We start from the raw sequence: 13,335 nt of genomic DNA on the forward strand, positions 1-13,335 counted from the left end.
ACCTGCTTTTGGATGTCGGTGATGATCGCTCCACCTGAAAAATTCTGGCATCGCCCTGGCTTGCTGTTCTGCGCGCTGCTCATGCTGATTCACTTCGCCAGCGTCAAACTGACCTTTTTTTGCGCAGTCACACCGGACAACGTAGTCGTCGTATGGCTCCCTAATGCTGTGTTGCTCGCGGCGTTGCTGCGGGTTCGCGGGCAGCGCGCGCCGCTGCTGGCCGCCATCACCTTCAGTTCCGACGTGCTGGGCAATCTTGGCGTATTCAGCTGGTACGAAGCCGTGTTGCTCAGCGCCGTCAATCTCACCGAGGTCGTCGTCACGTACCTGCTGATGAAACGCAGCGGTGCCTCCTCGCGCTTGCAGCGCCTGGAAGACCTGGTCAAGTTCGTCCTCGCCGGCCCGCTGACCGGAGCGCTGCTTGCCAGCCTGATGGCGGCGTTCGTGCTTCAGCAAGTCGGCGGCGCCACCAGCCACTACCTGACGCTGGTGCGTTTATGGTGGTTCGGCGATGCGCTGGGCCTGCTGATCTACACACCACTGCTGCTGGCCTTGACTCAGCCTGCACTGCAGAAAATTCGCCTGACGCGGTTCGACAAAGCCTTGCTGGTCTTGACCCTGGTCGTGGTGACCTCGGTCATCGTCGAACACTACGGCGGCAACGTCGACGAAATAACCGTCACACCGACCCTGCTGCTACCGGGCGCCGCCGTCATCGCCTTTCGTTTCGGTATCCGCCTGACCACCATTTTCGTCGCATTGGTGTCGCTGTCGATCACCATGATGATGACCATGGGGCTCAAGCCATTCGGCGGCCTGTCCATGCAGCTGGAAGTACTGCGCGCCCAAGAGTTTATTTTCACCCTGAGTCTGATCGGCATCGGCTTTTCCATTCTGCTCAAGGAAATGCAGGTGCGCGAACTTGAGCTGGAAGCTCGGGTGCGCAGCCGCACTCACGAACTGGAATTATCGAACCTGCAACTCGCCGCAATCAGCGCCACGGATGGCTTGACCGGCATTCCCAACCGCCGCCAATTCGACGAAACCCTGAACACCGAGTGGAACCGCGCACGCCGCAACGACCAGAAGCTGATGCTGGCGATGCTCGACGTAGACTTGTTCAAGCAATACAACGACCGCTACGGCCACCAGGCCGGGGATGAGGTGCTGCGCCGGGTGGCGGCAGAGCTGACGGTGCATGTGCGGCGCAACGGCGACTTTGTGGCGCGCTACGGCGGAGAGGAGTTCGCCATCATCTTGCAGTCAACCAGTGAAGAACAAGCGCTGGCGTTCGCTGACACGATTTGCCGGGAGATCGAGCAATTGCAGGTGCCACACGACATGTCGCCATTCAAGAGTCTGACAGTGAGCGTGGGCGTAGCGGTGGTCGCTCCCGATGCGCAGTCGAACATCGCCGACTTACTGAAAGCCGCCGACACCGCGCTGTATCGCGCCAAGCAACAAGGGCGTAATCGGGTGGAGTTGGCGGCGCAAAGGGCTGGCTAAGCGAGTGATAGCGAGTTTGTGTGGGAGCGAGCTTGCTCGCGAAGCTTTTAATAAGGCTGAGAAAATGTGTCGGCCGAACTTGCGCCTTCGCGAGCAAGCTCGCTCCCACAAACACCAGACGCAAAAAAGCCCGATTCAAGCGCAAGGCTTCAATCAGGCTTTTTTGTGAATATGGTCGGGGTAAGGGGATTCGAACTCCTGACATCCTGCTCCCAAAGCAGGCGCGCTACCGGACTGCGCTATACCCCGTTTGAAACTTTTTAAAGACGCCTCAACCAGCCGTCTGCGATTTGATGCTAATGGCATCAGATCTATAAGATTCGGCCCCAACATTACTGTTGAGGCCAAAAATGGTGGGTCGTGTGGGATTCGAACCTACGACCAATTGGTTAAAAGCCAACTGCTCTACCAACTGAGCTAACGACCCAAAAATGGTCGGGGTAAGGGGATTCGAACTCCTGACATCCTGCTCCCAAAGCAGGCGCGCTACCGGACTGCGCTATACCCCGATACAGCTACATAGTGAAATCTGGCTCCACGACCTGGACTCGAACCAGGGACCCAGTGATTAACAGTCACTTGCTCTACCAACTGAGCTATCGCGGAACTTATCGATTTCAGATGCAACTTCTACAACTTTACAACCTTGAACTAACGCGCTGTTAACGTGTTAATTCGTGCTCTTCGCTGTGTTTGCATCGCTGCGTTCACGTCTCTGAGGCGCGCTATTCTACAATTTTAAAAACAGGTGTCAACCCCCTAAATTGCTTTGAAGACAATGATTTGCGATTTTTTTTCAGATCGCCTTTGGAACAAGACAAAACACGGGATTCTGCCCAATCAACCCTTGCAGCAATCAACAGCCGCCGCTTGCCAGCGATAAATCTTTGCAGGCAAGCGGTCTGGCTATTTATCAACCAAACACGATCTCGTCGTTTACCACGGTACCGGTGACGCTCGAACCAGGCAGCAAGCCGCCCGACAGGATCAACTGCGCCAACGGGTTTTCGATCCAGCGCTGGATCGCACGCTTCAACGGCCGTGCGCCATACACCGGGTCGTAGCCAACCGCGATCAACTTGTCCATAGCCTCAGGGCTCAGCTCAAGCGTCAGCTCGCGCTCGGTCAGACGCGCACGCAAACGACTCAGCTGAATATCGGTGATGCCGGCGATCTGATCGCGGGCCAGTGGCTCGAAGATCACCACTTCATCTATACGGTTGACGAACTCCGGCCGGAAGTGAGTGCTCACCGCATCCATTACCGCCGCGCGTTGCGCCTCACGATCACCCACCAGCTCCTGGATCTGTGCAGAGCCCAGGTTGGAGGTCATGACGATCACCGTGTTGCGGAAATCCACCGTGCGGCCGTGACTGTCGGTCAGGCGTCCGTCTTCTAGCACTTGCAGCAGGATGTTGAACACATCCGGATGTGCCTTCTCGACTTCGTCCAGCAGGATCACCGAATAAGGCTTGCGACGTACCGCCTCGGTCAGATAACCGCCCTCTTCATAGCCGACATAGCCTGGCGGCGCACCGATCAGCCGCGCCACGGAATGTTTCTCCATGAACTCGGACATGTCGATTCGCACCATGGCCTCTTCGGTGTCGAAGAGGAATTCCGCCAACGCCTTGCACAGCTCGGTTTTACCCACGCCGGTCGGGCCGAGGAACATGAACGAGCCGCTTGGGCGATTCGGGTCAGACAACCCGGCACGGGACCGGCGCACGGCGTTGGAGACGGCTACTACCGCTTCGTCCTGACCGATCACGCGCTGGTGCAACAGGCTTTCCATTTTCAACAGCTTGTCGCGCTCGCCTTCGAGCATCTTCGCTACCGGAATACCGGTCCACTTCGACACAACTTCAGCGATTTCTTCTTCGGTCACTTTACTGCGCAGCAACTGGTTCTCTGGCTTGCCGTGCTGATCGACCATTTGCAGGCTGCGTTCCAGGTCCGGAATGATGCCGTACTGCAATTCAGCCATGCGGTTCAGATCGCCGCGCCGACGTGCCGCTTCCAGTTCCTGACGCGATTGCTCGATTTTCTGCTGGATCTGCGCGGAACCGGTGACTTCGGCTTTTTCCGACGTCCAGATTTCCTCGAGATCGGCGTACTCGCGTTCCAGGCGGACAATCTCTTCCTGAAGTTTTTCCAGGCGCTTGATCGCCGCTTCATCGTCTTCTTTCTTCAGCGCCTGGGATTCGACCTTGAGCTGAATCAGGCGACGCTCAAGGCGATCGAGCACTTCGGGCTTGGAGTCGATTTCCATACGAATACGGCTGGCCGCTTCGTCGATAAGGTCGATGGCCTTGTCCGGCAACTGACGGTCGGTGATATAGCGATGGCTGAGCTTGGCCGCCGCGATGATCGCGCCGTCAGTAATGGCGACTTTATGGTGAACCTCATAGCGTTCTTTCAGGCCCCGCAGAATCGCGATGGTGTCTTCTTCGCTCGGCTCTTCCACCAGCACTTTCTGGAAGCGCCGCTCGAGGGCCGCATCCTTCTCTATATATTGGCGGTATTCGTTGAGCGTGGTCGCGCCCACGCAATGCAGCTCGCCACGGGCCAGGGCGGGCTTGAGCATGTTGCCCGCATCCATCGAGCCTTCGCCTTTACCGGCGCCGACCATAGTGTGCAGTTCGTCGATGAACAGGATGATCTGCCCTTCCTGCTTGGACAGCTCGTTCAGCAGCGACTTCAGACGCTCTTCGAACTCACCCCGGAACTTGGCGCCCGCGATCAGCGAACCCATGTCCAGCGACAGCAGGCGCTTGCCTTTGAGGCCGTCCGGCACTTCACCATTAATGATGCGTTGCGCCAGACCTTCGGCAATGGCGGTTTTACCCACGCCAGGCTCGCCGATCAATACCGGGTTGTTCTTGGTCCGGCGTTGCAGCACCTGGATCGTGCGACGAATTTCATCATCGCGACCAATCACCGGATCAAGCTTGCCTTCTTCGGCGCGCTTGGTCAGGTCGACGGTGTATTTATCCAGAGCCTGACGCGACTCTTCGACGTTGGCGTCGTTGACTGCCGCGCCGCCGCGCAAGTTGGTGATGGCATTTTCCAGGGCTTTCTTGCTGACACCCTGGCCGAGCAGCAATTTGCCGAGCTTGCTGTTCTCATCCATAGCGGCGAGCAGCACCAGCTCGCTGGAGATGAACTGGTCGCTTTTCTGCTGCGCCAGGCGATCGGCCTGATTCAGCAGGCGCGCCAGATCCTGGGACATGTTGACGTCGCCGGTGGGATTCTGGATTTTTGGCAGCTGGTCGAGCTCTTTGCTCAACTCCTTGCGCAGGCTGTTGACGTCAAAGCCGACCTGCATCAGCAATGGCTTGATGGTGCCGCCTTGCTGCTCAAGCAACGCCTGCATCAAATGTGCAGGCTCAATGGCCGGATGGTCGAGGCCGACCGCCAGTGATTGTGAATCAGATAACGCTAACTGTAATTTGCTGGTCAATCTATCGATACGCATTTGTCACCTTCCTATATAAGCAGGCCGGAGCAATGAACACACACAGAGGGTCTGTTATCGTTTCAGCACGAGCCGCGTTGCTGGGCAAAATCTCGCCAGGCAAGGCGGAGGACGCAGGAAATGTTTTTCCCTTTTCAAGTCCTCCAACGCAGCATGGCGAGATTTTGCACGCAACCCAAAGGGCCGGGCCCGTTTTGCCGCGATGCTGCGTTTCTCGACGCTCATTTGAAAAACCAAACTTCGCGTCTCGCGCCTTGCCTCGCGGCAAAACGGGCTCCGGCGCGGCCGCGCTGAAACGATAACAGACCCTCTAGAAAACCTGCTGGATACCCACTTAGATGCGGACGATTGTGCGAGATTCAAGCAGCATTTGATTGATGCAGGTCAGCATTACCTTCCCGTAGGACCGGCTTTAGCCGGGAGGGCTGCATTTATGACGAAACAATGTAGCGCCTTTGCCGACATCCTCCCGGCTAAAGCTGGTCCTACAGGATTACATTCGCAAAAGATCAGCCTCGATCAATCCAGATCAGCGAAGCAAAACGGCCGTTGCGAGCGCTTTGGCGGTAGGAATAGAAACGTGAATCGGTAAAGGTATCGAAACCGCCGCCATAAACAGCAGTAATTCCGTGGGCTGCAAGGCGCAAACGCGCCAGGGCGTAAATGTCGGCCATGAAGCGCCCGGGATTTTCGCTGGGTATAAAAGCTTCAGCGGTTTGCGGATGAGTGCTGATAAAGGCTTCGCGGACTTCCGCCCCGACTTCGAATGACGGCTGGCCGATAGCCGGACCGAGCCAGACCATGATTTGCGCGGGTGGCACATCCAGGCTGTCAGCGGTTGCTTCGAGAACCCCGGCCGCCAGCCCGCGCCATCCGGCATGGGCCGCAGCGACGCGTTTACCGTCAAGGGTACAAAACAAGGCAGGCAGGCAATCGGCGGTCATGATCGTGCAAGCGATGCCGGGAGTCGCCGTCCAGCTGGCGTCGGCTTCCATGACACGTGATGGATCCGCTTCAGCCACTGCAACGCCGTGGACCTGCTTCAACCACGCGGGACGAATATTCAACGTTGAGGTGAGGTGCAGACGATTGCTGGCGACGGCGGCCGGGCTGTCATCGACGTGATCGCCCAGATTCAGGCTATCGAACGGCGCCAGACTGACGCCGCCCTCGCGGGTCGTGACACAGGATTTGATTCCCGCAGGCGCGGGCCAGTCGGGAATCAACCAGTCACTCACCCGATGAACGCCTCGCGGTCTTGCTTGAGCAGCGACAGCAACCAGACGAAATCGTCAGGCAATGGCGATTCCCAGCTCATGCGCTTACCGGTCGTCGGATGATCCAGTTCCAGGAAACGTGCGTGCAGGGCCTGGCGCGGGAAGCTTTTCAGCGACTCGACCATGGTCACGCTCGCCGCTGGCGGGATACGGAACCGACCACCGTAGGCAGGATCGCCAACCAACGGGTAGTTGACGTGCGCCATGTGTACGCGGATCTGGTGAGTACGACCGGTTTCCAGCTTGACCCGCACGTGCGTGTGGGAGCGGAAACGTTCGAGCACGCGGTAATGACTGACGGCTTGTTTACCGCCTTCCATGACTGCCATGCGCTGACGCTGCTGACCGTGACGGCCAATCGGCGCGTCGATCTTGCCGCCAGCCGTGACCACACCGATCACGATGCATTCATAGACGCGGCTGACTGTGCGGTTCTGCAGCTGAGTCACGAGCTGGGTCTGCGCCTGAATGGTCTTGGCGACCACCATCAGACCAGTGGTGTCTTTGTCCAGACGATGCACGATACCCGCACGCGGGACGTTGATGATGTCGGGGACGTGGTGCAGCAAAGCGTTCAGCAGTGTGCCATCGGCATGACCGGCGGCAGGGTGCACAACCAGCCCGGAAGGCTTGTTGATCACCAGGATTTGATCGTCCTCGTAGACGATATCGAGCGCAATATCCTGCGCAACCCATTCACCTTGGGCTTCCTGTTCGGCAATGAGCTGCAAAACAGCGCCGCCATGCACGATGTCACGCGGACGCAAAACGTCCCCGTCCACTGTCAGGCGACCGTCTTTGATCCAGGCGGAGAGGCGCGAGCGCGAGTGCTCAGCGAATAATTGTGCGGCGACTTGATCGAGGCGTTGACCGCCCAAATCGGACGGCACCTCTGCGCGAAGTTCTATATTTTCGGACATGGCCAGACTAGGTGGCGGCTAGCCTTTGGTTTCGGCAGCGCGCTTGTGGTTAAATACGGCGTCTTTTGCCCCGGGGGTTCCGCGGGGCGCCCATCATAACAGGACGGTCACGCCCAAGACAGCGACCGTTATAGGGACGCAAGCCGCCATGCAAGTGAAACACCTGCTGCTGATAGCCATCCTCGCACTCACCGCTGCCTGTTCGTCGAAGGAAGTGATCGACGAAAACCTGAGTGAAGTCGAGCTGTACCAGCAGGCGCAGGCCGATCTGGGTAATAACAGCTATAGCACTGCTACCGACAAGCTCAAGGCACTGGAATCGCGCTATCCGTTCGGTCGCTACGCCGATCAGGCTCAGCTCGAACTCATCTACTCGAACTACAAGAGTGGTGAACCGGAAGCTGCGAAATCGGCTGCCGAGCGTTTCATTCGCCTGCATCCGCAGCATCCGAACGTGGACTACGCCTATTACATGAAAGGCCTGACCTCTTTCGATCAGGATGTCGGCCTGCTGGCGCGCTTCCTGCCGCTGGACCAGACCAAACGTGACCCGGGCGCGGCACGCGACTCGTTCAACGAGTTCGCCCAGCTGACCAGTCGGTTCCCGAACAGCCGTTATTCGCCGGATGCCAAGCAGCGCATGATTTATCTGCGCAACCTGCTGGCCGCCTACGAAATCCACGTAGCCGACTACTACCTGACGCGTCAGGCCTATGTCGCTTCGGCGAACCGCGGCCGTTACGTGATCGAAAACTTTCAGGAAACCCCATCGGTGGGCGACGGCCTTGCAGTCATGGTCGAGTCCTATCAGCGTCTGCACCTGGACGACCTGGCGGCTACCAGCCTTGAAGTGCTCAAGACCAACTACCCGAACCACCCGCAACTGGTGGACGGTCAGTTTGTGCCGCGTGAAGCCGAAGCCGATAACCGTTCGTGGCTGTCCAAGGCAACTCTGGGCCTGATCGAAAGCAGCCCGCCGCTGCCACCGGGTCAGACTCGCGCCAACCAGGACGTGATCAAACAGTATCAAGATGCCAAGGAAGCGATCCCTCGCGAGCTTCTGCCTGAAAACCAGGACGAAATCGACGAACAGGAACATGAAGCGGAAGGCAATAACAACAACCGCTCATGGTTCAGCTACATGACGCTGGGCGTCTTTGACTGATTCATCTGCGTATAAAAAAGAGACCTTCGGGTCTTTTTTTTTGACTTGCTGGAGCGGGGCCGGTGTCTGATCGCCGCTGACATACAAGGAGCGCAACAGACGTTCCTTCGCTACACTGCGAAATCTCAATCACCAAGCTGGTAGTCATGATTCGCTTAATTATGTGGGTTGCGCTGATCGCGGCAATCGTATGGTTCATCAAGCGTCTGCTTAACCCTCCCGCAAAGAAAACCAGGGCACAAGCGCCCGAAGTTGCCGCTGCGCCCATGGTTCGTTGTGCGCAATGCGGTGTTCACCTGCCTCGCGACCGCGCCTTGAGTCAGGATCAGCAATGGTATTGCAGCGAGGCGCATCGGCTAGAAGGCCCTGCCGCACGTGATCGCTGAGGCTCTTTCCCTCGGTAGTCCACAAGCCCAACGGATTCTGCGGCTGTACCATCTGTATCGACTGACCATTGGCATCATGCTGGTCCTGTTGATCTCCAGCGGCATGGACACCGAGCTGCTGGAGTTCGTCAATCCGAGCCTGTTTCGGGCCGGTTGCTGGCTGTATCTGGTGTTCAACATCCTGGTCGTGGTGCTGCTGGATCGGCCGGGCCACAAGGCGCAGCTTTTCGCCCTGGCCATGGCCGACGCCATCATGCTCTCCGGATTGTTTTATGCCGCAGGCGGCCCACCCAGCGGCATCGGCAACCTGTTGATTGCATCGGTGGCGATCAGCAACGTTCTGTTGCGCGGACGCACCGGTGTGGTGATCGCGGCCGTCTCGGCCATTGGCATCATTTACCTGACGTTCTACATCAGTTTCAGCAGCCCTTCCGCCGCCAGCCATTACGTGCAGGCCGGCTCGCTGGGCGCCCTGTGCTTTGCTGCTGCCCTGATGGTGCAAGCGCTGACTCGCCGACTGCACATCAGCGAAGTGCTGGCCGAACAGCGCGCAACCGACGTCCACAACCTGGAAGAACTCAATGCGCTGATTCTGCAGCGCATGCGCACCGGCATTCTGGTTCTGGACGCCCGTCGCCAGGTAGTGCTGGCCAACCAGAGCGCGTTGATCCTCCTGGGCCATGAAAACCTGCTGGGCGAGACCATCGACAGTTATTCCCCGCAACTGGTCACACGCTTTCGCCAATGGTTGATCAATCCGGTTCTGGTGCCGCAGAGCATCTCCACTTCTGCCATCGGGCCAATCCTGCGACCGACATTCGTCGCGCTCAATCGGGGCGAGCAGCGCCAGACCCTGATTTTTCTCGAAGACCTTTCGCAGATTTCCCAACAGGCACAACAACTCAAGCTGGCCGCGCTGGGTCGCCTGACTGCCGGGATTGCCCATGAAATCCGCAATCCGCTGGGCGCCATCAGCCACGCGGCGCAACTGCTGCATGAGTCCGAAGCGCTGGAAGGTGGCGACCGACGCCTGAATCAGATCATTCAGGACCAGTCGTTACGCATGAACCGGGTCATTGAAAACGTGCTGCAACTGTCGCGACGTCGCCAGGCTGAACCGCAAATGCTTGATCTCAAGGCCTGGCTCGAACAGTTCGTCGCCGAGGCGCACAGCAGCGAAGCGCCCAACCAGACCATTCATCTGGACATTGCAGCCGCGCCACTGGTCACCCGCATGGACCCGGAGCAGCTCACTCAGGTATTGAGCAATCTGCTGCAAAACGGCTTGCGCTACAGTGGTAAGCAGCATGCACACGCGCAGGTCTGGCTTCGGCTGTTTCAGGACCCGCGCAGCGAATTGCCGGTACTGGAAGTGCTCGACGACGGCCCCGGCGTAGCTGACGAACATTTGAGCAAGCTTTTCGAGCCGTTCTACACCACCGAAAGCAAGGGCACCGGCCTGGGCCTTTATCTTTCGAGAGAGCTTTGCGAGAGCAATCAGGCACAGCTGGACTACACATTTCGGGAAGGTGGCGGCAGTTGCCTGCGCATCACCTTCGCTCACCCGTTGAAGTTGAGTTGACCATGATCCAGCGACAAAAAATTCTGATCGTCGATGATGAACCAGACATTCGCGAACTCCTGGAAATCACCCTTGGCCGGATGAAGCTCGATACCCGCAGCGCCCGCAACGTCAAGGAAGCTCATGACTGGCTGGCACGCGAAGCCTTCGATTTGTGCCTGACCGACATGCGCCTGCCGGACGGCAACGGCCTGGAACTGGTTCAGCACATCCAGCAGCGTCATGCGCAAGTGCCGGTGGCGATGATCACTGCCCACGGCAACCTCGACACCGCGATTCACGCGCTCAAGGCCGGGGCGTTCGACTTCCTGACCAAACCCGTGGACCTGGGCCGCCTTCGTGAGCTGGTAAGCAGCGCCCTGCGCCTGCAAGCGCCCAGCCAAAGCGAGCGCAGCATAGACCGCCGCCTGCTGGGGGATTCGCCGCCCATTCGCGCCCTGCGCCTGCAAATCGACAAGCTGGCCCGCAGCCAGGCGCCGATCTATATCAGCGGCGAGTCCGGCAGCGGCAAGGAACTGGTGGCGCGGCTGATTCATGAACAGGGGCCGCGCATTGAACGGCCATTTATTCCGGTCAACTGTGGGGCCATTCCGACCGAGCTGATGGAAAGCGAGTTCTTCGGCCACCGCAAAGGCAGTTTCAGCGGCGCCCACGAGGACAAGCCAGGACTGTTTCAGGCAGCAAACGGCGGTACGTTATTTCTCGATGAAGTCGCAGATTTGCCGCTGGCGATGCAGGTAAAACTCCTGCGCTCGATTCAGGAAAAATCCGTGCGCAGCATCGGCGATCAGCAGGAACAGGTGGTGGATGTGCGAATCCTGTGTGCAACCCACAAGGATTTGAACGCGGAAGTGGCGGCTGGACGTTTCCGGCAGGATTTGTATTACCGCCTCAATGTCATCGAACTCGCTGTGCCGCCGTTGCGGGAACGTCGCGAAGATCTTGATCAACTGACGGCACATGTCCTACAGCGCCTGGCGAACGGTTCGGGGCAAGCTGCCGCACGTCTTGAACCCCAGGCGTTGTCGGCGCTGAAAAGCTATCGATTTCCGGGGAACGTGCGTGAACTGGAGAACATTCTGGAGCGCGCCTACACCCTGTGCGAAAACCACCGCATCGACATCGGCGACCTGCGCCTTGCCCAAACCGCCGGACCGCTTGAACAGGATGAACACAACCTCGCCGACATCGACAACCTGGAGGACTATCTGGAAAACATCGAACGCAAGATCATCCTCCAGGCGCTGGAAGAAACCCGCTGGAACCGCACGGCTGCGGCGCAGCGCCTGAACCTGACGTTTCGGTCGATGCGCTATCGGTTGAAGAAGTTGGGGCTGGAATAGAGCCTAAAACTGTTGGAGCGAGGCTTGCCCGCGAATCGGTATTCCAGTCGACATATCCATCGTCTGAAATGACGCCTTCGCGAGCAAGCTCGCTCCCACAGGTCTTAATTACCGACAACCCTGCCCTGCGGCGCATAGGGCGCGGCATCGATCACCGGTTCGTGTCCCAGCAACAAATCGGCCAACAGCTGACACGACGCGGGTGCCAGAACCAGTCCATTGCGGTAATGACCGCAGTTTAGCCACAGCCCGTCAAACCCGGTCATCGGGCCGATATACGGAATGCCCTCGGGCGAGCCGGGACGCAATCCGGCCCAATGGCCCACGACCTGCGCATCGGCCAGCGCCGGGATCAGTTCGATGGCCGAAGCCTTGAGACTTTCCAGCGCGGCATCGGTGGGCGTCTTGTCGAAGCCTTCGTGCTCCAGCGTGCTGCCCACCAGAATATGCCCGTCACGACGCGGGATCGCGTAGCGCCCTTTGGCCAGCACCATGCTCGACAGGAAATCCGCTGCGCACTTGTAGAGGATCATCTGGCCTTTGACCGGCTCTACCGGCAAATCCAGGCCAAGTGTCTTGAGCAACTCACCACTCCAGGCACCGGCAGCCAGAACGACCTGATCGGCAAGAATATCGCCAGACGCGGTACTCACGCCCAGAATTCGATCACCATCCCGAACAAAGCCACTGACCTGACACTGCTCACGAATGGTGACATTCGGCAGCGCCAGCAAGGCCGCCGTCAGCGACTTCACCAGCCGCGGATTACGCACGTTGGCGACGTTGGCCATGTAAATCGCGCTCGAATAGCCTTCGCCGAGCACAGGCACAGCGTCATGCACAGCAGAGACTTCAACGGCGCTCAACGGGCGATTGTTTTGCGCAGCCCAATCCAGCGCCTGCTGCTCGTCATCCAGATCCAGCCAGTACAACCCCGTGGTATGCACCTCAGGATCTATACCGGTCCGCACAAACAATCGCTCGGCCAACTGCGGATAGAAATCCTGCGACCAATGCGCCAGCGCCGTCACCGCAGGGCTGTAGCGCCACGGATAAAGCGGCGAAACAATCCCGCCACCGGCCCATGAAGACTCCTGGCCGACATTGGAACGATCCAGCAGAACGACACTTTCCACCTCGGCAGCGAGGTTGAGCGCCGTCAACAACCCAATGACCCCGCCGCCGACAATCACAACGTGTTGCTTGGACATCTTGTTCTCTATGTCAAAAGTAGAAGTCAGCGGCTCCAGCAGTCTTTGCTGGTTGTGCCGTTGGCAAGGCCGGTATTGCCAGTGACTCCTAACTGATTAAGGGTAAACACGCCGCATTTGTCGTTCCTCATTACTGAGGTTGCGACTGGGGTTGCGGTCATGGCAAACGATTGGGCAGCCCGCCCCGGAACAATTGTGTAAAACCCATTACCGGCCGGAATGGTCAGCGTCATAGCGGGATTACCCCCAGCCGCGGCAACATCTGTGTACTGACCGGTTCGCGAATAAAAACGCTCAAGGGCCTGAGCCTGCTCCGACAACAAGCTGGCTATCTCAGCCCGATGGGTACGCCGCACGTACTCCGTGTAACTGGGGTAAGCAACTGCCGCCAGAATACCGACAATCGCCACGACGATCATGAGCTCGATCAAGGTAAAGCCTTTGGCTATCTTTCGCATAAAACTGCC

Annotated in this window: 10 protein-coding genes and 4 tRNA genes; 5 read left to right on the top strand and 9 right to left on the bottom strand. The window is 58.4% G+C overall.

Going from position 1 to position 13,335, the window contains the following annotated elements:
• Positions 1–21 precede the first annotated feature (21 nt).
• Positions 22–1,506 carry a diguanylate cyclase gene (locus tag AABC73_RS24330; RefSeq protein ID WP_341521297.1) on the top strand — a complete coding sequence of 495 codons (1,485 nt, stop codon included), beginning with the start codon at positions 22–24 and terminating at the stop codon, positions 1,504–1,506.
• Between the two features lie 172 nt (positions 1,507–1,678).
• On the opposite strand, the gene AABC73_RS24335 is transcribed toward AABC73_RS24330, so the two are convergent.
• The 7 genes from AABC73_RS24335 to rluD form a co-directional block, all read right to left on the bottom strand.
• A tRNA-Pro gene (locus AABC73_RS24335) sits at positions 1,679–1,755 on the bottom strand.
• Positions 1,756–1,857: 102 nt separating this feature from the next.
• Positions 1,858–1,933: transfer RNA gene (locus tag AABC73_RS24340), tRNA-Lys, on the bottom strand.
• Between the two features lie 5 nt (positions 1,934–1,938).
• A tRNA-Pro gene (locus tag AABC73_RS24345) sits at positions 1,939–2,015 on the bottom strand.
• Between the two features lie 21 nt (positions 2,016–2,036).
• Positions 2,037–2,112, bottom strand: a tRNA-Asn gene (locus AABC73_RS24350).
• Between the two features lie 307 nt (positions 2,113–2,419).
• Entirely contained in the window at positions 2,420–4,984 is a 2,565-nt protein-coding gene (gene clpB / locus AABC73_RS24355) for an ATP-dependent chaperone ClpB (protein ID WP_065836190.1), read from the bottom strand.
• Positions 4,985–5,493: 509 nt separating this feature from the next.
• A complete protein-coding gene (pgeF, locus tag AABC73_RS24360; protein ID WP_341521298.1) occupies positions 5,494–6,222 on the bottom strand; it encodes a peptidoglycan editing factor PgeF in 729 nt (242 codons plus the stop codon).
• Positions 6,219–7,181 (bottom strand): 23S rRNA pseudouridine(1911/1915/1917) synthase RluD, encoded by a 963-nt coding sequence (rluD, locus tag AABC73_RS24365; RefSeq protein ID WP_065836188.1) that lies wholly within the window; start codon positions 7,179–7,181, stop codon positions 6,219–6,221. The genes pgeF and rluD overlap by 4 nt, the downstream gene beginning before the upstream one ends.
• A 148-nt stretch (positions 7,182–7,329) precedes the next feature.
• Here rluD and AABC73_RS24370 point away from each other — a divergent pair, with 148 nt between their 5' ends.
• The 4 genes from AABC73_RS24370 to AABC73_RS24385 all read left to right on the top strand — a co-directional run bounded on the left by AABC73_RS24370 (position 7,330) and on the right by AABC73_RS24385 (position 11,657).
• On the top strand, positions 7,330–8,346 hold the full coding sequence (locus AABC73_RS24370) for an outer membrane protein assembly factor BamD (RefSeq protein ID WP_341521299.1): 1,017 nt from the start codon (positions 7,330–7,332) through the stop codon (positions 8,344–8,346).
• Positions 8,347–8,492: 146 nt separating this feature from the next.
• Entirely contained in the window at positions 8,493–8,732 is a 240-nt protein-coding gene (locus AABC73_RS24375) for a PP0621 family protein (RefSeq protein WP_331152876.1), read from the top strand.
• A complete protein-coding gene (locus AABC73_RS24380) occupies positions 8,722–10,314 on the top strand; it encodes an ATP-binding protein (protein ID WP_341521300.1) in 1,593 nt (530 codons plus the stop codon). Before AABC73_RS24375 ends, AABC73_RS24380 begins: the two co-directional genes overlap by 11 nt.
• 5 nt (positions 10,315–10,319) lie before the next feature.
• A complete protein-coding gene (locus tag AABC73_RS24385) occupies positions 10,320–11,657 on the top strand; it encodes a sigma-54 dependent transcriptional regulator (protein ID WP_341524323.1) in 1,338 nt (445 codons plus the stop codon).
• 104 nt (positions 11,658–11,761) lie between these two features.
• Here the strand turns inward: AABC73_RS24385 and thiO are convergent, their stop codons facing one another.
• Together thiO and AABC73_RS24395 are read right to left on the bottom strand one after the other, a co-directional pair.
• Positions 11,762–12,868 (bottom strand): glycine oxidase ThiO, encoded by a 1,107-nt coding sequence (thiO, locus tag AABC73_RS24390; RefSeq protein WP_341521301.1) that lies wholly within the window; start codon positions 12,866–12,868, stop codon positions 11,762–11,764.
• A gap of 26 nt (positions 12,869–12,894) precedes the next feature.
• Positions 12,895–13,326, bottom strand: a complete 432-nt coding sequence (locus AABC73_RS24395; protein WP_341521302.1) for a type IV pilin protein — start codon at positions 13,324–13,326, stop codon at positions 12,895–12,897.
• Positions 13,327–13,335 lie beyond the last annotated feature (9 nt).

Source organism: Pseudomonas sp. G.S.17 (genome assembly GCF_038096165.1).
Taxonomy (GTDB): domain Bacteria; phylum Pseudomonadota; class Gammaproteobacteria; order Pseudomonadales; family Pseudomonadaceae; genus Aquipseudomonas.